The organism is Mycobacterium szulgai (assembly GCF_002116635.1).
Classification (GTDB): Bacteria; Actinomycetota; Actinomycetes; order Mycobacteriales; family Mycobacteriaceae; genus Mycobacterium; species Mycobacterium szulgai.
This window is the reverse complement of the sequence record NZ_LQPW01000174.1, coordinates 1-23554: the sequence shown is the minus strand read 5'-3', so window position 1 is coordinate 23554 and position 23554 is coordinate 1. Positions and strand designations below refer to the sequence as shown.

The 23554-nt window shown below is 65.5% G+C and carries 8 protein-coding genes; 5 read left to right on the top strand and 3 right to left on the bottom strand.

What is annotated here, in order from left to right:
• The first annotated feature begins 2 nt into the window (after positions 1-2).
• Positions 3-1757, top strand: coding sequence for a DNA repair protein RecN (gene recN, locus AWC27_RS28000; RefSeq protein ID WP_085673934.1), 1755 nt, complete (start codon positions 3-5; stop codon positions 1755-1757).
• 22 nt (positions 1758-1779) lie between these two features.
• Here recN and AWC27_RS27995 read toward each other — a convergent pair whose 3' ends face one another.
• A complete protein-coding gene (locus tag AWC27_RS27995; RefSeq protein ID WP_211281723.1) occupies positions 1780-3192 on the bottom strand; it encodes an FAD-dependent oxidoreductase in 1413 nt (470 codons plus the stop codon).
• 455 nt (positions 3193-3647) lie between these two features.
• Here AWC27_RS27995 and AWC27_RS27990 point away from each other — a divergent pair, with 455 nt between their 5' ends.
• From AWC27_RS27990 to AWC27_RS27975, 4 genes are read left to right on the top strand one after another with little or no spacing between them, the layout of a single operon-like run.
• Entirely contained in the window at positions 3648-6977 is a 3330-nt protein-coding gene (locus tag AWC27_RS27990; protein WP_169726882.1) for an ATP-binding protein, read from the top strand.
• Positions 6974-10249 (top strand): MFS transporter, encoded by a 3276-nt coding sequence (locus tag AWC27_RS27985; RefSeq protein WP_085673928.1) that lies wholly within the window; start codon positions 6974-6976, stop codon positions 10247-10249. Before AWC27_RS27990 ends, AWC27_RS27985 begins: the two co-directional genes overlap by 4 nt.
• A 60-nt stretch (positions 10250-10309) precedes the next feature.
• Positions 10310-11680, top strand: a complete 1371-nt coding sequence (locus AWC27_RS27980; RefSeq protein WP_085674012.1) for a wax ester/triacylglycerol synthase domain-containing protein — start codon at positions 10310-10312, stop codon at positions 11678-11680.
• A complete protein-coding gene (locus tag AWC27_RS27975; protein WP_085673926.1) occupies positions 11677-13455 on the top strand; it encodes a patatin-like phospholipase family protein in 1779 nt (592 codons plus the stop codon). The genes AWC27_RS27980 and AWC27_RS27975 overlap by 4 nt, the downstream gene beginning before the upstream one ends.
• Before the next feature lie 70 nt (positions 13456-13525).
• On the opposite strand, the gene AWC27_RS27970 is transcribed toward AWC27_RS27975, so the two are convergent.
• The gene (locus tag AWC27_RS27970; protein WP_169726881.1) at positions 13526-20752 is read right to left on the bottom strand and encodes a beta-ketoacyl synthase N-terminal-like domain-containing protein; all 7227 of its coding nucleotides are present in this window, start codon (positions 20750-20752) and stop codon (positions 13526-13528) included.
• Positions 20753-20786: 34 nt separating this feature from the next.
• A partial coding sequence (locus tag AWC27_RS27965) for an SDR family NAD(P)-dependent oxidoreductase (RefSeq protein ID WP_139837268.1) occupies positions 20787-23554 on the bottom strand: 2768 nt, incomplete at its 5' end.

The window sequence follows — 23554 nt, the reverse complement described above, 5'->3', positions numbered from 1 at the left end:
TAGTGCTTACCGAAATCCGTATCGAGTCGCTGGGCGCAATCAGCGTCGCGACCGCTGAGTTCGATCGCGGCCTGACCGTGCTGACCGGCGAAACCGGAACCGGCAAAACCATGGTGGTCACCGGGCTGCACCTGCTCGGCGGGGCCCGCGCAGACGCCAACCGCGTGCGGTCAGGAGCCACCCGCGCCGTTGTCGAAGGTCGTTTCACCACAAGCGATCTCGACGGCACCGTGGCCGCGCAGCTGGATACGATTCTGGATTCCTCGGGGGCAGAACGCGACGAGGACGGTAGCGTGATCGCGTCGCGTTCGGTCAGCCGCGACGGCCCGTCGCGCGCCTACCTCGGCGGTCGCAGCGTTCCCGCCAAATCGCTCAGCGGTTTCACCAACGAGCTGCTCGCCCTGCACGGCCAGAACGACCAGCTGCGGTTGATGCGCTCCGAGGAGCAGCGCGGCGCGCTGGACCGGTTCGCGGCCGCCGGCCCGGCGCTGGAGCGCTACCGCAAGCTGCGCGACGCGTGGCAGTCTGCCCGGCGCGATCTCGTCGACCGTCGCAACCGGACCCGCGAACTGGCCCAGGAGGCGGATCGGTTGCAGTTCGCGCTCAACGAGATCGACGCCGTCGACCCGCAGCCGGGCGAGGACGACGCCCTGGTCGCAGACATCGTTCGGCTCTCCGAGTTGGACACGTTGCGCGAGGCCGCGTTGACCGCCCGGGCGGCGCTGAGTTCCGATGACGCGGAGGGCGTTAGCGCTTCCGACGGCCTGGGCCGCGCCAGGGCGGCCCTGGAATCCACCGACGACACCGCGCTACAGGCGCTGGCCGAGCAGATCGGCCAGGCGCTGACGGTGGTGCTCGACGCCATCGGCGAGCTCGGCGACTACGTCGATGCGCTACCGGCCGATGCCAGCGCACTGGATGCCAAGCTGGCCCGGCAAGCCCAATTGCGGACCTTGACCCGCAAGTACGCCGCCGACATCGACGGTGTGCTGCGGTGGGCGAGTGAGTCCCGCGACCGGTTGGCCCAACTCGACATTTCGGAGGAGGGGCTGGCCGCGCTGAACCGCCGCGTCGAGGATCTGGCGCTCGAATTAGGCCAAGCCGCAGTCGATCTCAGCAAGATTCGGCGTAAGGCCGCCAAGAAGCTGGCCAAGGAGGTCACTGCCGAGCTGTCCGGCCTGGCGATGGCCGACGCCGACTTCACCATCGGCGTGACGACGGATTCACCCGACCGAGACGATCCCGCGACACTGATGTTGCCTACGGGCGAACAGGCCCGTGCCGGTGCCGACGGCATTGACCAGGTCGAGTTCGGCTTTGCCGCACACCGTGGCATGACGGTGCTGCCGTTGGCCAAGAGTGCATCCGGCGGCGAGCTGTCCCGGGTGATGCTGGCACTGGAGGTCGTACTGGCCACTTCTCGGAAAGAGGGCGCGGGCACCACGATGGTGTTCGACGAGGTCGATGCCGGCGTCGGAGGCTGGGCGGCGGTGCAGATCGGGCGCCGGCTGGCGCGGCTGGCCCGAACCCATCAGGTCATCGTGGTCACGCATTTGCCCCAGGTCGCCGCCTACGCTGACGTGCACCTGATGGTGCAACCCACCGGCAAGAACGGGGCCAGCGGCGTGCGCCGCCTTTCCCACGACGAGCGGGTAGCCGAGCTGGCCCGCATGCTGGCCGGCCTGGGCGAGTCCGACAGCGGCCGCGCGCACGCTCGCGAATTGCTCGATACCGCGCAGAACGACGACAACAACTAATCTGACGTCCCGGCCAGGCGCGTTATTTCAAGGCGAGCTGATAGCGATAGTGATATTGATCCGCGACAGATGCCAGGGCCGTGGGCGACGAAGGTTCGTTCCCGGCGAACGACATGACCATGCGCTCCACTAGGCGGGTATTTGAGTCGACTATGTTGCCGACCGTCTCGTGCGAGGTCGTCGCACCGGTAATCCAGAGATTCCTTCGTCCCTGGCACCGCTCCATCTTCTCGACGGCACCGTCGCGAATGGCGTCTGGCTGGAGCTGCGGAGAGTACTTCCAGCGGCATTGGCGAAGCACCTCGTTGACCACCGCGCCGTCGTCGAGGAGATCAGTCTCGAGTTGGCCGAGCAACTCCGCATCGCTCTGGCCGCCGTCCCCGTATTGATAGCAAACGTAGAGATCCGGACGTGTCTGAGACCGGGCACGCGCAACAGGAGTCTTGTCGCCGGTTCGGCGAGCCCCGGCGACCTGCCCCCGGAAAATGGCAGCCTTGTCCTGTACGCGGTCTTCCCAGCAAATGGTATCCATGTCGTGGAACCACCCTTTGACATCCACGAGCGTGGTGACATACGCGCGCCAGCGCAGCGTGTCCGCATCGATGGGATACGCCTGCCGCTCGGTTTCGTCGAACGGAAACCACCCGGCGGCTTCGTCGAGTGGGGTGGAGATCACCAGGTGATCGAATTCGAAATCGCCGTGGTTGGTATGGACGACGTAGCCCGACTCGCGTCGGTCGACGCTAACAACCGTGTGTTGGAGGCGAACGTCTAGCTGAGCGGTCAGATAGTTCCACAGCGGAAGCCATCCGGGTGTGGGCTCCTTGACCTTGATCAGTCCGGTGGCAAACAGCGCCGGCGTATTCCAGCGAAGTCCATAAAGCGCCGGAACAGCGTCGAGCGATCCGTAACCCATGGTGCCCATCGAGCGAACGGCCAATCGGTTAACGACATCGAGCCCTCGCTCTGCGAGCCATTTGCCGAATGGTTCAGCAACCTCGTCAACCATGCGCCGCCCCGCCGTCCCCGCCGCATCGCTGGGCGCACCATGCAGATCCCAGTTGTGGAAGACCCGCCAGTCGGCGACATATCGTTTGATTTGAGTGAGGGCGTCGAATATCCCGGCTTTACTTCCAATCACATAGTCTTTGAAATCTAGGATGTCGCCCACGGCCGTCGATATGCGTTGCCTTTCTACAGCAAACAAACCGATATCTGCTTTCTTCATCCACCTCTTCACGGTGGTATACCCAAGCGGTATGTAGCACGCGCCGAGCTCGTGTCCAATGCCGTTGTGCTGCAAGGTAAAACACTTACCGCCAACGCGATCCGCTCGCTCGATCACGGTGATATCGGCAAAGCCTTTCTCCGTGAGCAATCGAGCTAGCGAAAGGCCGCCGGGGCCAGCGCCGATGATCCCAATCCTAGGTGCCATGTCGGGTGATGCTTCCAGCGCTTCTAAACAATTCCTCAACACTGGGCCCGCCAATAGCGCGGCGCAACCACCTGCTGGCCGCAAGCGCGTAGCCGTGCGCTCTGTTGAGGAATTGTTTAGACGCGTGTGAAGGATCGTGGTGTCCGTCACTTCGGGTACTAAAAGTGATGGGCGCCACAACTGTCGCGAATCGTAAGGGGCGAAGCGATGTGTGTCGGCGCGCAGCGGCATCGGTGTCTGGCAAAACGCCAGGGCGACACCAACTTATCTAATGCGCCCGCTTTTCGGCGCGGAATGTGTTGCGCTCGAATGATTCTGATCGGACCCTGCGATCGTCGTCTTGAAACGATCATTTCGCGGTGTTTGCCAGTCTCGCCAATTGGCAGCGAGCACAGACAGTTGCCTGAATAACTGATTTGCTGTGGCCGGTCTTGCATGTCCTGGAGGGTGTCATGATGGCTCAGGTCGAGACGGTTACCGTCTTGTTCACCGACTTGGTCGATTCGACCGCGCTGGCCTCGCGGGTCGGTCCGGAGCGTGCCGAGGAGTTGCGGGTCGAGCACTTCCGGCTATTGCGGGAAGCGGTGGTCGGTGCCAACGGGGTCGAGGTCAAGAACACCGGCGACGGGTTGATGGTGTCGCTGCCGTCGGCGGTGGCGGCCGTCGAATGCGCCCAAGCGATTCAGCAACGTCATGAGTTGCGCAACCGTCGTGCGGCCGAACAGCTGTTGGTGCGGGTCGGAATCAGCATGGGCGACGCGACTCGCTCGGAGGGCGATGTGTTCGGCGTTCCGGTGGTGGAGGCGGCGCGGCTGTGCGCCAAGGCCAATCCGGGTCAAGTGCTGCTGTCGAACGTCACCCGGGTGATGGTGGGTCGTCGCGGCGAGCACACCTTTCGCTCGGTGGGCGACCTCGAACTCAAGGGGCTGCCCGAGCCAGTGGCGGCCTGCGAGCTGTTGTGGGCCTCGCTGGAGTCGGCGACCTCCCCATTGCCGCCGCGGTTGCAGGTGCTGCCGTTAACCGACTATGTGGGCCGCGAAGCCATCCGCGAGCGGTTATCGGAGGTGTGCCAGCTTGCGATGGACGGCACCCGCCAGGTGGTGCTGATCAGCGGCGAGCCCGGAATCGGCAAGACCCGGTTGGCTATTCAGGTGGTCTCGGAAGCCCACGCCGACGGCGCGAGTGTGCTTTTCGGGCATTGTGACGAGGAGCTGGCAGCGGCGTATCAGCCGTGGGTGCAGGCGTTGCGGGGTTTGATTGAGTACGCGCCGATCGAGGTGCTGGCCCGCCATGTGAGCGAGCATGGCGGTGAATTGTGTCGGTTGGTTCCGGAGTTGGCGCGCCGGCTGCCCAATGTGCCGGCCCCGCGGGTCAGTGACCAGGCCACCGAGCGCTGCCTGTTGTTCGGGGCGGTGGTCGGGCTGTTGGAGTGCGCGGCCGCCCAAGGGCTGGTGGTGTTGTTGCTTGACGACCTGCATTGGTCCGATAAGCCCTCGCTGGCGCTGTTGAAGCACGTGGTGGCGCATCTGGTGCACGCACGGCTGTTGGTTTTGGGCGCTTACCGCGAAAGCGACATCGATGCCGATCATCCGCTGAGTTCGTTGCTGGCCGACCTGCGTCGTGAACCCGCGGTGGAGTGGGTGGCCCTCGGGGGTTTGGCCCAGCGCGAAGTGGAGTCGCTGATTGCGGCCGCCGCAGGTCGACAGCTCACCGCCAAGGAACTCAAGCTGGCCGAGGCGGTATGCCTGGAAAGCGACGGCAACCCGTTTTTCGTGACCGAGATCCTGCGCGATCTCTTCGAGTCGGGGGGAGTGGAGCGCGCCGATGGCGGTCGCTATGTGGTGACCGCCGACATCGGTGAGCTCACTCTGCCGCGCAGTGTGCGCGATGTGATCACGCAGCGGATCCATCGGCTGGGTCCCGACGCCGTCAGCATTCTGGACGCCGCGGCGGTGATCGGTTTCGAGTTCGACCTGGAGTTGTTGTCGGTGGTCACCGGGCGTCGCGAGGATGACCTGCTGGCCGCGCTGGAGTCGGCGGTGGCCGGATCGCTGTTGCGGGAAAGCCCACAAACTTTGGGGCGCTTCGTGTTCGCGCACGCGTTGATCAATCACACTCTCTGTGAGGACCTGAGCCGGACCCGGCGCGCGCGGCTGCATCGGCGAATCGCCCAGGCCATCGAGGACACCGCGGGGCACAACATCGACGAACGCCTCGGCGAGCTGGCCCACCACTGGGCCGCGGCCGGCCAGGCGGCCAGCTCGGCGAAGGCGATTTCTTATGCCCGGCGCGCCGGCGAGCGCGCCCTGGCACAGCTGGCCCCTGACGATGCGCTGCGCTGGTTTGACCAGGCCCTTCAGCAACTGGCCACGGTGGGCGACGACAGCACCGCCGAGCGCTGCGACCTGATGATCCTGATGGGCGAAGCCCAACGTCAGACCGGAGAACCGATCTATCGGGAGACGTTGCTGGCTGCCGGGGAACTCGCCGCACGGCTCGGCGACGGCGAGCGGATGGCAAAAGCGGCGATCGCCAACACCCGCGGCTGGCCGAGCAACGTCGTCGACGTCGACGCCGAACGGGTCGCCGCGCTGCAGTCGGCCATCGAGGCGTTGCCCGCCGAGTCTCCCCATCGGCCCCTGCTGCTGGCGCAGTTGGCGGCCGAGGCTTGCGCCGCATGGGATTTCACCACCCGGGTACGCCCGCTCATCGATGAAGCCCAGGATTTGGCGCGCCAGAACTGCGACAAATACACACTGGCTCGCGTGCTGACACTGGTCAGCGCGGCGCAGGTGGTACGCCCCGACCTCACGGCCGAGCGCCTAGGGCTCACCGGCGAGCTGCAGGCTTTGGCCGACGGAATCGATGACCCGCACCTGGGCTGCATGGCCGCGGCGATGAGATTTTTCGCCACCGTCGAAATCGCCGACGGCGACCAAGCCCGCCAGTGCGCACACCGGGTCTGGCAGCTCTCCGAGCGCACCGGTCAACCCTGGATGCGTTGGCTGGCACTGTTTTTGGCCACGGCGACGGCAGCGCTGGGCGGCCAAATCGAACTCGCCGAGCAGCACGCCAGCGATGCGCTGGCGATCGGAATGGCGATCGGCTTTCCCGACGCGGTCTTCCTCTACAGCCCCCAATTTCACTATCTGCGCTACGAACAGGACCGCCTCGACGGGGAAATCATTGATGCGAACATTCAGATGCGAAAGGTCGCGCCGCGGCTGTCGTCAATTCCGGCCAGGCTCGCGTTCTACCTCACCGAAGTCGGACGCCTGCCGGAGGCCGCCGAACTGCTCGACGAGGCAACCCAAGCCGGTCTGGGCTCGCTAAACCACGACGATCTGCGGCTATATGCCCTGGCGCACTGGGGCCTGACTGCGGTGCGAGTCGGTAATCGCGATGCCACCGCGGAAATCTATGACCTGCTTTATCCCTATCGCAGCCAGCTGATTTACCCGGTGCCTATTGCTTTCTCTTCTGCCCACGCGATCCTGGGGCACTTGGCGGGCGCGCTGGATCGGTACGACGACGCCGAACAGCACTTCGCTGCCGCCACGGCGCTGCACGACCGCATCGGTGCGCCGCTGTTTGAGGCACGCAACTTGCTCTATTGGGCCCAGATGCTGCTGACGCGAAACGCTGAGCAAGACACGCCCCGCGCGGTGGAGTTGCTACACCGCGCCCGCGACACCGCCCGCGACCTGGGCGGCGCGGCAATCGTCAGGCAGACAACACATCTCATCGACACCACCGAAGCGGTGCTGAACAGGAGTGGGTTATGACAGGCAGAATCGCGCCGCTACGCCAGAGTGGCTGCACCAATACCGCCGATCGTGCCAGCGGCAACGATGTCCGGATCGCTGCCACCGCGGCGACGGACACGGGGTCGGCCAACGGTGGACGCCAGCGGGCCCGCAACCCGCGCGGGCCACTCATCCGACGCCGCCAGCCGTCGGCAACGGCGGTGCTGTTGGTGGCAAGCCTCGGGGCCGGTTTGGCTTTTCTGGACTCGACGATCGTCAACATCGCCTTCCCGGCCATCCAAAGTCACTTCCATAGCAGCGGCATTGGCACGGTGTCCTGGGTGCTCAACGCCTACAACATCGCGTTCGCCGCGATCCTGGTGGCCGGGGGCCGGCTCGCCGATCTGCTCGGGCGCAAGCGGATATTCGTCTACGGCGTCGTGTTGTTCACGATCGCGTCCGTGTTGTGCGCGTTTGCCGACACGGTCGGGCAGCTGATTGCGTTCCGCGTGCTGCAGGGTGTTGGCGCAGCGATCCTGGTGCCGGCCTCGCTCGGGCTTGTCGTCGAGAGTCTGGACGTCGCCCACCGTGCGCGGGGGGTAGGCGTGTGGGGCGCGACGGCGGCGATCGCAGCGGGCCTGGGCCCGCCGATCGGCGGTGCCCTGGTGCAGGCGCTGAGCTGGCGGTGGGTGTTCTTGGTGAATCTGCCGCTGGGCATTGTGGCTGTGCTGGCCGCGCGGCGGGTGCTTATCGAAAGCCGCGCCGCGGGACGGCGGCGGGTGCCCGATTTGCGGGGTGCCGTGCTGCTGGCCATGGCGCTCGGGTTTATGACATTCGGGTTGATCAAGGGCCCGGACTGGGGTTGGGTCAGCGCGGCGGTCATCGGGTCGTTGGTCGCAGCGGCGGTTGCGATGGCGGGATTTGTCATCAGCTCGCGCAAGCACCCGACACCGTTGATAGAGCCGGCGTTCTTGCGTATCCGATCGTTCGTAGTCGGCAACACGCTGACGCTGATCGCCACTGCGGGGTTCTACGCCTATCTGCTGACCCACGTGTTGTTCCTGAACTATGTGTGGGGCTACAACCTATTGCGAGCCGGCCTGGCGATCGCTCCCGCCGCATTCGTCGCGGCCGCTGTCGCCGCGGTGCTCGGCCGCGTCGCGGACCGTCATGGTTACCGCATCGTCATCCTTCTGGGAGCGCTCATCTGGGCGGGGAGCTTGCTCTGGTACATCGAACGTGTCGGATCGAAACCCGATTTCCTGGGCGCCTGGCTGCCCGGCCAGATACTGCAGGGCATCGGGGTCGGCGCGACGTCACCGATGCTCGGTGGGGCCGCCCTGGCCGGTCTGGCGGCCGGCAGCAGTTACGCCACCGCTTCGGCGGTGGTGAGCAGTACCCGCCAGATCGGCGCCGTGATTGGCATCGCACTGCTGGTGGTGGTGGTCGGGACGCCGGCTCGCGGCGCCGCCGAAGAGGCGCTGCGACGAGGCTGGGCGCTTGCCGCGATCTGTTTTGCCGTCGTCGCGGTCGCTGCGGTGTTCCTGGGCCGCACTCGCCAGGTCACCAGCGACGCGGTTGAGCGCGAGCCGGTGCCGCACATCGATGTGCTGGCATCACGGTCGGCTCCGCGCCACGCCGCGTCCGTCGAACACTCGTCGGCCACAGCCGCCCAGGTGGACCCCCTTCGGGGCTTGCCGCTGCTGGCCGGGCTGGGCCCAGCCGCCCTGGCCGAAGTGCGTAACTGCGCCGAGCACATTGAGCTGCAGGCAGGCTCGTACCTGTTCCGGGCGGGTGAGGTGTCCGACGCGCTCTACGTGGTACGCAACGGGCGCCTACAGGTGCTGCGCGACGGTGTCGTGGTCACCGAGTTGGGCCGCGGCGAGGTGGTCGGCGAACTCGGATTGCTGATCGAGGCGCCCCGATCAGCCTCGATTCGCGCCGTGCGCGACTCCACTCTGCTGCGCCTGACCAAGGCCCAATTCGACAAGATTTCCGACGCCGGTGTCCTCGCTGCGCTGGTCAAAGCCTTGGCCACCCGGCTACACCGGGTGCCGCCACCCGCTGTCCCGCACATACCGGCAGCCGAGGTGGTCATAGCCGTGATCGGTGTCGATCAACAGGCGCCCGTATCGATGGTGGCCACCCAGCTGTGCGCCGGGCTGGCGGGCCGGCTGAAGGTGGTCCACCCCAGCCGCGTCGACCGCGACGGCTTGGAACGCGCCGAGCAGGCCGCGGACAAGGTGTTGTTGCACGCGAAGGCCGACGACGCCGACTGGCGCGAATTCTGTCTGCGCGTCGCGGACCGGGTCGTGCTGGTCGCGGCCGAGCCGGCGCCGCCGTCGCAACCCCTGCCGGAGCGAGCGATCGGTGCTGACCTGGTGCTGGCGGGGGCGCCGGCAACCAGCCAACACCGGCGGGCGTGGGAAGAACTGATCACACCCCGCTCGACGCATACGGTCCGCGCCGCACACGCGACCGCCGACCTGCGTCCGCTCGCCGCACGCCTGGCCGGCCACTCGGTCGGACTGGTCCTCGCCGGTGGAGCCGCACGAGCCTTCGCCCACCTCGGGGTGCTCGAGGAGCTGGAGGCCGGCGGTGTCCGGATCGACCGCATCGCCGGAACCAGCTTCGGAGCGATCATTGCCGCGCTTTGCGCTATGGGGCTGGACGCAGCGGCCGTCGACGCTTACATCTACGAGTACTTCATCCGCAGCAGTCAGACCGATTACACCCTGCCAACCAAGGCGCTCTTTCGGGGGCGACGCACCATGACCGCCCTCTACGATGCCTACGGCACCCGCTTGGTGGAGGAACTGCCCAAGCAATTCCGCTGCATCAGCGTCGATTTGCTGGCGCGCAAGGCCGTCGTGCACCGCAGCGGGGTGCTCGCCGAGGTGCTGGCCTGTTCCATGTCGCTCCCGGGTCTTTACCCGCCCAAACGCTACGACGGCTCGCTGCACGTCGACGGCGGCGTGCTCGACAACCTGCCGGTGACCGCGCTGGATCGCCGGGACGGGCCGCTGATAGCGGTCAACATCGGCGCGGGAAGGGCGGCGCAGCCTGGCGCGGCGACCACCAACGGGCGCCCCGTCCAGGTACCGGCCATAGGCGACACCCTCATCCGCACCATGACGATCGGCAGCGCGATGGCCTCGACGGCGGTGTTGGCCCAAGCCGACGTCGTGATCACGCCTGACACCAGTGGCATCGGCTTCGTCGAGTTCCACCAGATCGACCGTGCCCGCGAGGCGGGCCGCATGGCCGCCCGCGCGGTCATGCCGCAAATCTCGGCTCTATTGCGCCGCTAAGTACGGGTGACCCCGGTGTGGGTCAGGGATAGAAAATTCATCGTCGAAAAGGACCAGAACATGACCGAATTCATGCGCAATATCGACGCGATTTCCTGGTCGCTGGAAAGCGATCCCCGGCTGCGCTCGACCGGAATCACGCTCGCGCTGCTGGAAAGATCCCCCGATTGGGACGAGGTTCGATACCGATTCGAGCTCATGACCCGGAAGATGCCGACGATGCGGTGCCGGCTTGTGGAGTCGCCGCGCCCGGCCCCACATCGGTGGGAGCCCGACCCCGACTTCGATTTCGACTTTCACCTGCGCCGGGTGACCGTGGCCGAACCGGGCACTTTCGACAGGGTCCTCGAAATGGTGCGAGTGGCCACAATGGAGGATTTCGACCGCGCGCGCCCGCTGTGGACCGTCACGTTGATTGAAGGGCTCGACGGCGGCGAAGCGGCGCTGATGTGCAAATTCCACCACGCCCTTACCGACGGGGTAGGCGCTCTTCAGATTGCGATGACCATGCTCGATTTCACCGAGGAGCCGCCAGAACGCCAGGTGTTGGCGGTCTTTCCAACCGTGCCACGTCGCAGCTGGGGCAGCGGATATGCCGACCTGGCTCGCTACCACGGCGACTTAGCGGCCAAGATGTTGGCCGGCGCCGCTCGCGGCGTACCCGCGGTGTTGTCGCGGGCGTTGCGGCGACCGCTGGACACCGCGGCAACGGTGACCTCGATCGCTGGATCCCTCTACCGGGTGGTTCGGCCGCTGGTGGGGGCGGGATCACACGTCATGACCGAACGCAGCCTGGCTCGTCAGATCGGCGTGCTTGAGGTCTCAACGTCGGCATTGCGTTCGGCTGCCAAGCGTCGTGGCGGCACTCTCAACGATGCATTCATCGCCGGTTTGGTGCGTGGACTGGGCCACTATCACGCAAAGCACGGCGCCGCTGTGAGCGAGGTGCATCTGGCGATGCCGATCAGTCTGCGGTCCGACAACGACGATATGGGCGGAAACCGGCTGGCCCCAACGAGATTCAACGTACCGGTGGACATCGCCGATCCGGCGGACCAGATCGAGGCCATTCACCAGCGCACGTCGGCGTTACGCGAGGAACCGTTGTTGTCCTACACCGACCTCGTCGCCGGAGTTGTGAACCTATTGCCGGTCGGGGTGATCAGTTCGGTCGTGCGCCAGACCGACATCACGGCCAGCAATGTGCCGGGGGTACCGGTGCCGGTGTACATCGGCGGGGCCAGAGTCTGCAAATACTATCCATTCGGCTCGACGGTCGGTGCGGCGGTGAGTGTCACCCTGTTGAGCTATATCGACACCTGCGCAATGGGTATCAGCGTGGACAGCGGCGCGGTTCCTGACTACGACGTCTTCCACGACTGCCTCGTCGGTGGTTTCGATGAGGTGCTGGCCCTTGGTGGGAACCCATGAGCGGCCAGCGGCACACGCCCCGACGGCGTGCGGCCGATAAGCGAAGCGCGCTGCGGAGCCTTCCGATATTCGCTGACATCGACGACGAACACCTCGCGCAACTGTCGAGGATGGTGGAACGCCATCGGGTGCCCGCCAACGAGTGGCTCTTTCACGCGGGCGATCCATCCGACGCCATCTATATCGTCGACTCGGGGCGGTTCGTGGCTATCAATGCCGATGGACACGTAGTCGGTGAGATGGCCTCCGGCGAGTCGATCGGAGAGCTTGGGGTGATAGCCGGCGCGACGCGCGCGGCCGGAGTGCAAGCTCTTCGGGACAGCGCCGTCTGGAAGATCGCCGCCGATACTTTCACCGACGTCCTCGCTACGACTCCGCGACTGCAATCGGTGATGCTGCGCGCCATGGCGAGGATGCTTCGCGAGTCGCGATCTGCCGACATCTCCCGGCGTCCCCGGGTGATCGGCGTTTTGTCGACGGGGGATGTGTCTGCCGTCCCGACCGTCGACTCGATCGCGACTCACCTGGGGTGCCACGGCCAGACGGGCGTGGTGGCCCCGCCCGCTGACACCACCGATGTCGACCATTACGGCGAGTTGGTGGAAGCGTTCAGCGCGACTCTCGATCGCGCGGAGCGAATCAACGATTGGGTCCTGCTCGTGGCCGACAAAGGCTCAGGAGAGCTCTGGCGGCGATATGTTGCCGCGCAAAGCGATCGACTCGTGGTTCTGGTGGATCAACCACGTCCACCGAAAGCCGTTGATCCACTTGTCACCCAACGGCCGGTCCACCTGATCACGCGGATCGCAGAACCGGATCCGAGTTGGTGGGATCTGCTGCAGCCGATCTCCCATCATCCCGCCAACGACGATGGCATCGCGGCCTTGGCCCGCAGAATCGCCGGGCGGTCGGTCGGTCTGGTGATGGCGGGTGGGGGCGTTCGGGGTCTTGCGCACTTCGGTGTCTACGAAGAGCTCACCCGTGCCGGTGTCGTCATCGATCGGTTCGGCGGAACGAGCACCGGTGCCCTCGTTGCCGGGGCCATCGCGCTGGGAATGGACGCCCGGAAGGGGATTGGCGCGGTCCGGGAGTTCGTCTCACAGGGCTATCCCTTCGGCGATTACGCAATCCCTGTGGTGGCGCTGACTCGAGGTGGACGCTGGGATCGTCTGATAGAGAAATTCGCCGCCGGCACCTTGATCGAGCATCTGTCGAGGGAGTTTTTCTGCGTGTCCGCCGACATCATCAGCGGCCGTCAGATCGTCCATCGGCGGGGCAGGCTGTCGGTCGCAGTGCGCGCATCGATCTCGATCCCCGGTCTGTTGCCGCCGGTGGCCGACGGCGAGCATGTCCTGGTCGACGGTGGTCTGGTGAACAACCTGCCGGCCGACGTGATGTGCGCCGATCCAGATGGCCAAGTCATCTGCGTGGACCTACGCCGAAAGTATTTGCCGTCAAAGGGGTTTGGCCTGCTGCCGCAGGTACTTCAGCCTCCCGGGTTCGTCCGGCGCTTCTTGACCGGCACGGACGTAGCGCTGCCGTCGTTGCAAGAGACATTGCTTCGCATCGTGGACCTTGCGTCGGCCAGCAGGAATCTGCGCGAGCTCCCTAGGGTTGCGGCCATCATCGAGCCGAACGTGTCCGGGGTCGGACTGCTGAACTTCAAACAGGTCGATGCCGCAGTGGAGGCCGGCCGGATCGCCGCCCGGGCGGCTCTGGAGGCTAACCCGCATCTGGTTCGCGCGGCCTCGGCCCATCAGGTAGGGGTGGCCTGAGCGGCAGCACGAAGATCGCTGGGGCGGTGCAGCTCGACCTTTCCGGGTCGGAGCGCCTTATTACCGCGAATTACCCTGCGGTGCAACCGATATCGCCGCGGATCTTCAGCCACTCGGCATAGCCGGGCTGGTGACGCCACTCGACGGGTAGCGCGTCCAACGCATCGTCGATAGCAGCCCAGATTTCTTGCCCTGGTGTCAAAGCCATGGCGGCAGCGGCTATTCGAGCTTCGGCGGCTGGGTTGGGTTCGTGTGGCGCATCCGTGACGGGTGCCAGCGCGTTGATGGCGTCCAGGACCCGGGTCCGGCGTGCGGCGTATGGAAGTGCACCCAATTCGTCGGGCAGGATGGGTGATCCGAAGATGTAGTCCTGTGCGGCGTGCCGGTACGGGACCTCCAGCTTGTGGTTCAGCGGCTGCTCGGGCAGGCCGCCGGCGAAATGCAGTGGCACGATCGGCAGAGACATGTCCACTGCGAGATCCAGCAGCGTGGAGGTAAGCGCTCGGACCCGCTGAGTGGAGGAAGTCTGCCGGGTGCCGGAGGCATGGACCAGCAACGACGAGCCACGCTCAGCGATGTCCTGCTTAACCTTGTCGACGATGGCCAAAAAGGTGTGCGGCTTGTCTTGATCGAAATAGTGAATGTTGCGCAGGCCGGTGGTTTCGCCGCTGCCGAGGGTCCGCGAAAGGCTTCCGACCCAACGGTTTAGGTGTTTGGCGTTCGATACGGTGACCACGGTCGTGTCGGTCAGCCAAGAGGCGATCACCGTGCCCAGGATCGATTCGATTTGCACCTGGTGATTGGCGAGCAAGAGCACGCTGCGGCCGTTGAGCTCCTGCAGCGCGGCGGGATCCTCGAGGATGACGTGGCGCACATAGCGCGACAGCAGCGCCCAAATCAGCAGATCGCCAAGCCAGCCCTGTTGCTTGCCGGTTTCTTGGGCCCACCAGGCTCGCATTGGCGCCCAGTCGCATTGCAGCCCCGCGCGCGCGTGCACCACCTGCGGGCTGGTGTTCTCGATCGTCACTGAAATGGCTTCGAGCGGCAGCGTCGGGCAGGTCGCCTGACCGTTTCTCACCTGCACCCTGCAGGGATGAATCGCGCCGTGCGCGGCGTGGGCGACGGCTTCCTTGGCCGCCACTTCGGCAGCCAGCCGGGCCGACCGTGCAGGCCCGCTAGTGCTGCACGAATACAGCGCTTGAACGGTGCCCGGGAACCAGTTGGCCTGGTTGACTCGTGTTACGTCAAGCTCGATTTCGCCGGGTCCGCGCTGTTCGCTCAGCGATAGCCCGGGCACGGCTCGGCGCTGCAGGAAGGCGCGCCGCTGCACACCATTGGCTTGACCCAGTGATGTCTTCGGCAACAACACCTCCACTACCCGGATCTGCGCCCAAGGGCGGTCATCGATGCCGTACCACAGATCGACCATCGGACATTGCTGTTGCGAATCTTCAAAGCCCGCGAAGCGCGCCTCGACGGCTACCTTTCCGTGCTCGGGTGCAGCGCGGTAAAACCGCGCCCACGCGATGTGGTGTGGGAAACCAACTTTCGCATCGGTCGAGGAGCGGTCCGGACCGCGGCTGTGCCCAGTCCACACGCTCATCTCGGTGTGTGGCACGATGTGCAAACCCGCATCGAGCACTCCGGGGTGCACGAGGCCGGCAGGCACGGCGCACCGGCTGACCGTCAAGGTTCCACTCGCGCCGTCGTGGCTGAACTCGGCTCCGTCATCGAGGCTCTGAAACGCCGGACCGTGGAACACGGCGCCGGAGTCATACGGGTTGGACATGGGCAACGCCGCGCTCAGCGGACTTGGCGCCAGTGGTCCATCCGGATAGTCGGAAGCCGTCGAGACGGTGGCGGAACCGATTGTCTCCCAACGCGACAGCTTGGGATTGGCAGCTTCGCGCCACACGAGCAGGTGCGCATCGTAGGTGCCCGACGCTGTCCGCTCGACCTGAGTGCGAAGGTGCACCGGTGCGTCGATGACTATCCAGCGCGAGAGATACAAGTCGCGGATCTCCACTACTGCCGCGCCGTCGGCGGCTTGCGCAGCTGCCCGGCCGACCAGGTCCAACACCGACATCAGCGGTAGGGCTGCGGCGGTTTGGGTCGGGCGATGGTCGGCGATCCAGCTGTCGTGTACGGGATCGATGATGGTCGTCAGCGTTGTGGCCGCCGCTGTGGCACCCGACGATTCACCGGGCGTGACGGTTTGGCCGTGCGGGCTGGCTTTGATCCGCATCCCAAGATTGGTGGCCGAGTAGATCCGCAGCCCGTCTACCCAAAGCGCGGCATCGGCGAGCGCCAGAATCCCGTCGTCACTGCGTTCAATCGTGGTGATCTCCAATTGCGTGGTGATCAGTTTGTTGTGTGGGCGGACCTGTCCGCGATAGCGCCACGTCATCGACTGGTCGATGGCCAGCGGTTCGAATCGCGCGTGCGGACCCGCTTCTTCGCCAAGCCCCAGATCCAGCATGGCGAACTGCAGAAGGTTGATCATTGACTCGATTCCCAAGGATCCTGGCTGTACCGGGTCTTGGAAGAAATGAGCTTTGAAGAACCACTCGGTGGGATCGACGTTCTTGACGGCACGCCAGCGCCCCAATCCTGCGCGACCGGCGGTGGGCCAGCGTCCGGTGACGCGGTCGATCATCAGCAGCATCGGTTCAGGCAATCTCGCGCCGGGGCCGAAATGGCCCTGCGGACGGGTGGTCAGATCGACATCGGGAGCCGCGGATGGCGCTGCGAGCTGCTCGTGCTCGGCATCGCTCGTCGGTAGACCTAGTTGCTGTTCCAGTGCCGGGCCGGGAAAGTAGCCGAAAACCGTTTGGGCGCTGTAGACCTGGATGTCGCCCGCATAAGCCTGTGCGCTGAAGCTGACGATGATGGTGTCGGCGACTTTGGCAACGTTTTTCAGGTGAACTTCGGTGCGCAACGTTCCGGTGGACGGGCCGATCTCCTGGTGCTGAACACCGATGCCGTCGAGGTTGCGGAAGAACAGGTCCACGTCGGTCGACAGCGGGCAGCCGACATAGCTGGCCAGCCAACCGCAGGGTTGCAGGCAGACCTCCATCAGCACCGCGCTGGGCATCGTGTGACAACCGTTTGCCGTGAAATACCAAGCATCGCAAGGCACATCGTACTCGGCGACCAGGGCCGCGCCCGAGTTCATCACCCCGATCTCGCCTACCACCTCGGTCACGCGCGACATGAAGTGATAAGGCGGAGAGGGCAAACGAGCAACCTTGCGGCTGGTGTCGAATCGCTGGTAGCGCTCGCCGAAGGCGCGCGATGGCTTGCCCCAAGCGCAAGCCAGCAATGACTTGTAGTCGAAACTGAACCCGTCGCTGACCGCGACCGGCTTGGGTTCCACGTAGTGATCTAGTTGTGGCAGGCCCTGATCCATGGGCCAGCCGGGGGAAAGCTTCAACCCCAGACGTGGGCAATGGAAGGCGGCCAACCCGTCTACGGTGCACAGCACGTCGGCGAACAGTGTCGGCTCGGGCTCGTTGATGAGCTCTCGGACGAAAACCTCGTACACGACTTCGCGGGAGCTGGGAGTGACCTGGCCGCGGCACTTGAGTTTGCAGGTCTCGAACGGAACCGGTTCGAATCGCCACCCGTCACATGCCAGCGTCATGCCCGCCGCCGTCATGTAGATGGCCATTGCTTGCAGCGTGCCTTCGAACATCAAGGTTCCGGGCATGCACGGGTCGTTTTTGAAATGCCCATGGAAGAACCAGGTTTCGGCGGTAATGTGCTGCACACCGCGCAGATAGCCACGGTCCCAGGGGCCGCCGGAGAAGTCGATCTGCGTCACTTCGTCGATGAACAACATGTCGCCACCGGCGGTGGCGGGAGTGCGAGTATGGCTTGCCGCACGCTCGAATCCCGCGCCCAGCCGCGGCCAGAGCTGGCCGGCGGCAAGGGCTTTGAGATCGCTGGTGGACAAGGAGTGTCGTACCGTTGGGCACGGCGGGGGATCGAGGCGACCAGTAACGGTCTCTTCCTCCGGGCGCCAAAGGATTCCGCCCGAGGCGGCCAGTTCCTCGTCGGAAAAGAAGCCGGCCTGGCCGTTGCGAACCGCCAATCGTTCGGTGCCGCCGATGGTGCAGTCGTAGTGGAAGAAGAACAGGCGGATGTCGCCTTGGCGGGCGTGACCGTCAACATGGATGTCGAAGCGCAGGGTGTCGCCAATCTCGGGCAAGCCACCAAGGAAGGTCAATTCGCACCCCAGGAGGCGATACACGCGTTCGCCTTTGTTGGCGAAATCCGCACCCATCCAAGAGATGAGCATGAGATCGGCCTGGCCGCTTTCGATCATGATTCCGGCCGGCATCCGGCCCTGGTGCAGCCACCATCCGTGGGCTGTCACATCGGTCTCGGTCCACAGGGTTCCGGTGCCGGCCTTACCGGGCTCGGCGTCGATGCCCAGTAATCGATCCGCGAGCAGCAGCGGAGGTTGGGGCATCCGCGTTTGGCGCGGATAGTCGTCTTGGCACGCGAAAGCCGGACCATAGATTTCGGAGATCTTGCCCGAAGCGTGCACCCGCAAGCCGTCTTGGTCCAAGGTCAACCCGGTGGGGGTGGCCTTGAATGTCGGCGACGGAAGGACGGCGTCGCTCGGCGGCAACGGCTGCACTGCCCGGTGCGCGCCGTTGTCGCAGCGATGCGACGTCGCGATATGGGACGCCGACGCGGACGACAGGGCGTCGCCGAGAACGGGCAATGCGTCGGCTGCGGTGGGCATGACCGGAGGTTTCGGCAGCACGGTAGCCGACGGCCTGGCGTCCGCCGCAGCTGGCGGGCTCGTCAGGTCGGGGAGGGCGGGCAGCCGAACGGGCGGCATGTGTGCCCCGAACTCCAGCAGCCTCGCGTTGCCGCTGTCACCGCGCGCGGCAGCCAGCTGGTGCGCAAGAGTCTGACGTTGTGCCGCGCTGTCGCGGGGCAAGCCCGGCGGTGTGCGCAGGGTAATTTGTTGATGCTCGCCGGCCAGTCCGTCGAGGGTGACCACCACCGCACGCGGCCCTTGGGTGGCCTGGGAACCGTCGGGTTCGATTCCCAGGAAACCGAATAGCACCCCGGCCGACACTTGCAGCAGCCCAGAGGCCGCATGGGCATGGCCCAGCAGCGGCGTGACATTGAAGCCTCCCGGCGCGCTGCCGACCCGAAGCTCATGAGCGGGTTCCTCGCCTGGGGTGCACGGGGCACCAGGCAACAGGGCGTAGATCGTATCGCCTTCTCGGCGAGCATCTTCGGCGCGCTTGAGCACCATCAGCACCGCGGCATCACCGGGGATCTGCTCGTCTGCGGTGAGCAGCATGCGGGCTGCCGCCTCGTGGACCGGCTCGCAGCTGAGGTCGACCGCACCCACCACGGCCGCATCGATCTCGCCGTGTCGAAGCGCGCGTGCTGCCAGCTCGAGTGCCGTTGTGCCCGACAACTGCTCACGCGACACGGTGAAGCTGGGACCGCGCAGGTCGAATTGGCTGTTGATCCGGTTGGCGACGATGTTGGGCATCGATCCGACGACGGTGCTGGCGGCCAGGCCCGCAACGACGCCGTCGCGCGTCTGGGCCAGTTGTGCCGGATCATCGATCGTGTGGGCGAGCCGCCACCGCAGACCCCACCTGGCCACCTCGGCGTCGCAGTTCATGCCCATCAGGACGCTGGTGGTCTCCTGGGGCAGGCTCGTGATGACCTCGGCGATGTTGAGGGCGGCACGCAGCGCGGCAATCTGTTGCGGCAGTGCGTTTTTCAGATCGCTCGGCGGAAATCGTACCTTCGTCACATCCAGTGCCAGGGTGCACATGCGCGCGCGGAGGACACCGTCGGCTTCCTGGGTGACCAGTGCTTGGCCCGCGGCGAGATGGTTTGCCACCTCGGCGGTTTCGTAGCCGTCGCCGGCAATGATGCTCAAGCCCACGATCGCGACGTCCGGGTCCATCCGACGCGGGCTCCCGCACCACCATCGTGCGTCGGCGCTCGGCCGGTCGGGATCCACCCATTCTTCGACGATCAGGTGCGCGTTGTTGCCGCCGAAACCGAAGTTGTTGACCGCTGCGCGCCGTGGTGCGCTGGTGGCCCACGGTTCGGCGGCAGTGAGCAACCGAAACGGCGACTCTGCGATGAACGGCACCGGATTCTCAACGTGCAACGTCGGGGGCCGCAACTGGGTCCGCATGGCCCCCAGCACCTTGATCAGGCCGGCGATGCCGGAGGCCGTAATGGAATGGCCCAGATTGGATTTCAGCGATCCGATCGGCAGGCCTTCAGCGCCCGCGAAGATGCGGGCCATGCTTTTCAGTTCGGTGAGGTCGCCCAGCGGGGTTCCCGTTGCGTGACACTCGATCATCGAGATGTCTTTCGGGTCCAGGTCGGCCATGTCGTACGCCGACCGCATCGCACGGATCTGGCCCTCCTGTGAAGGCGTCAGCATGCTGCTTCCGCGGCCATCGTTGGCGAGACCCAACGCGCGGATCAGGCCGAGTATCTGCTCACCGGACGCCAGCGCGTCGTCGAGGCGCCGCAGGACAACGAAACCGGCACCCTCGGCCGGAACCAGGCCGTCGGCTTGTTGATGGAACGGACGCGACGCGCCCGCATGACTCAACGCTTGCAACGCGGAGAAGCCCACATGCAGAAACAGATCGTCGGCGCGATTGACGCCACCGGCCAGCATGACGTCGGCGGTCCGGTCATGCAGCCGGTCGCAGGCCAGCTTGATCGCATACAGCGACGACGCGCAGCCGGCATCGACGCACAGCGCTCCCGCCGTCAGGCCCAGCGCACGAGCGACAAGGTGCGCGGGCAGCCCGGAGTTGAACCGGTTGCGCCAGTCGATGTCGGCGTCGTCCGCGCGCCACACCTTGGCGGCGAGCGTGGCCATGGTGTGGGTGGGATAGCTCAGGTTCCCCAATACGACGCCCCCGCGTTCGGGAACACTGCCGACCTGCCAGCCGGCGCTTTCGATGGCTTGGCGGGCGGTATGAAGCGTCCATCGGTAAAGGGGATCAAGGGTGGTCAGGGAATCGGCGTCGAGCAGGAAGCCATTCGGGTCGAAGACAGCTTCGAAGCCGCGCACATAGCCGCCTCGGTCGGACCAGGTGTGGTCGAAACACGGGCCGGTGATCTGCTCGCGCATGATGCGGGCACCACTGACCCCCCAATAATCCTGCGGGGGTGCCCCGAGGACGTCTCGGCCCTGTTGGATCGTCGTCCACAACTGGTCGGGATTCAACCCACCCGGGAAGACGCAGCCCTGCCCGACGACCGCGATCGGTTCAAATTTCATGAGGCCTCCGCCCTTGGCCGTTTCAGTGATGTACTCAGTCGCCGTACGCGTACATTTCGACCCGTTTGAATTCAGCGATCGCTGACCCGACGGCATCGGTCAGCCTCAGGTCGAACACGATGCGGTTGTCGTTCGACTCGCCGTTGTCGAGATGGCAATACAGGGTGCCGTCGGCGGGTCCCGGACGGTATCGAACGATCTGCTGAATCTGCAGGGGTAGCATGCGATTGCCGGTGCGCATCAGGCCCCACAAGAATCCGAGTTGCAGGCAGCCGTCCAGCGCGGCCGGATCGGTTGCCCAACACTGATGCGGCCATCCCGCGTGGTCTAGGCCGTGCAATTGTGCTGTCGCACCGGATGGTTCGCACCAGGATACCCGCTCAATCACTTGGAAGGCTGGGCCGTGGAACAGCCGGCCGTCGCCGTAGCAGGACTGCTGCAAGAGTTGCTCGGTGTTTAAATGCGCTGTGGCGCAACCCGATCTGAATCCTGGCATGCCCTGATTGTCGGCGCCCAGCTCGGCGGTGGCGCTGTAGCGAACCGCCCCAGCGGTGTCCAGTAGCGCGAGCTGCAGCCGCCGTGGCGCATTTTCGATTGGCAGGCAGCGCACTACGAACGCATCGCCGGCACCGTTGAAGTTCGGCAATACGACGCCGCGAAGAACGCGAAGGTCCAGCAGCCGCACAACCTGCTGGCCCGGCCGGCAGCCCTGCGCCGCGCGTACGAACCACTCCGCGACCTGTACGACCGGTAGTAGCACCTGCTTTCGAACGCGGTGATCTCCCAGGTATGGCTGTTGCGCGGCATTTACCGCCACGCGAACCAGGCGCCCCTTCTCCGGCAATCGATCCGGGAGCCCGCCGGGCGTTAGCGCGCCGCCGAGCACTACCTGCGCATCCCTTGTCTGGCTGTCGAGTGCTTCGGCAACGAATGCGCAGGCACCGTCGTCAACCGGGATGGGTGTGATGCCCCGCGACTCGAACACGGCTTTCAGGGCCGGCGTCACCATGCCTGCCTCCCACGGCCCCCAGCCCAATGAGCGGACGAGACATGAAGGGCCCCGGCGGGTTTGCTCTGCGAGCGCGACCCGGTTCAGGACCTCGTTGGCCATCGCATAATCGCCCTGTCCGACGTTGCCGCGGTATGCCGATACCGACGAGAACAGCAGGATCGCCTTGAGCCCGTCGGATGCCGTTGCGTCGAGCAGCGTAGACAGGCCAACGACTTTGGTGCCGAACACCTGGTCAAACTGATCGGTCGACTTTCGGCTCAAGCGCCCGTCGGCCAGCACACCGGCACCGTGCACCAATGCCGTAATGGGCCCGATGTCAGCCCGGACACCATCGAGCAGTGCACCAACCTCGGCACGGTCTCGAACGTCGATGGCTCGGTAGCTGACACGCGAGCCGGCGGCCTTGATTGCGCTGATCGTCGCACGTATCTCGCGATCGGCCTGCACGCGCCGGACTTGTTGTTCCAACTGCCGGGGTGTTGGCTTAGCGCCGTTGCGCTGCGCCTCGGTCAACAGGGCACGTTTGAGTTCGGCTGCCGTCGTCAGACCGCGCACCGCGGGCGGTTCGCCGTCCAGGCCGGAGCGTCCGATCAGGACGAAGCTGGCCTGAGTTTGCTTTGCCAGCGCGATCACCGCTGCCGCGGTCACACCTCGTGCACCACCGGAGACCACGATGACGTCACGGTGATCCAGGCGGGGCAGCTGACCCGTAACCTGGGACTCCTCGGCCACGACTGTCACGCGGCCATGGTTGCTGCCCAGTCCCACTTCGAATTCCGGGCCGCCGGCCAAGATCTCCGTGGCGATCTGTTCGGCGACTTGGTGCGGGGATTGCTTCGTGCTGTCGATGTCGATGGCCTTGGTGTAGGTGTTCGGCCATTCGAGAGCCACTGTCCTGGTCAGCGCCGCGATGCCGCCTGCCCACGCGCGCGACCCGGCGTCAGTGAGTAGACCGAAGTTGCCGCCGGTGTCCTGAACGGTAACGAAAACGCACCCGCCGTGCTCCATACGAGGGGCGACCCGCAGAGCGTCGGCGAAGACTCGACGGTTCACCGCCACGGCTTCCTCGCGGCCCTGGGCCGATGCGAGGCCACCCAGATGCAGGATGCAGGTCGAGCCGGCACTCGCCTCTGCCACCGCCACTGCGGAAATGCCGTGCGTTCGAAGAATGTCTTCCAACGCAGCTGCGAGGGCAGTTTCGCCTCCGACGATCTCGAGCCGGTCGGCCTCGTGCAGGCCCGCTATGCCCAACCCGCAAGCCGGAGCGGCGATTGCGCGCACTGTGTAGCGCGCGATCGGCCGTCCGGTCAACTCAAAAGGGAGGCGATCACCCCTCTCGATCACGTTGGCGCTGTTGCTCGTCGGCTTGGACAGGGGGGTGAGGTAGTCGACGATCTCCTGCAGGGTCGTCAAACTGGCCATTGCCGAGGCCTCCATGTCCGGCACGGACGGCACTCGCTGCGCAACCGCGGACAAGATCTCCACCCGCTTGATCGAGTCGATGCCGAGGTCGGCTTCCAGTGCCATCGACAGGTCCAATATCTCCACCGGATAGCCGGTCTTTTCGGCAACGACGTCGAGCATGTCGGTGACCAGATCGGTGCCCACGCCGGCCGGCGCCGCCCGCTCGGGCACCGCCGCCTCGTTAGGTGCCGGCGGCAGCTTCGCCCCATTTCCGTTGATACTCTGGCGAACTGGCTTGGTTAGGGGGGTGAGGTAGTCGACGATCTCCTGCAGGGTCGTCAAGCTGGCCATTGCCGAGGCCTCCATGTCCGGCACGGACGGCACTC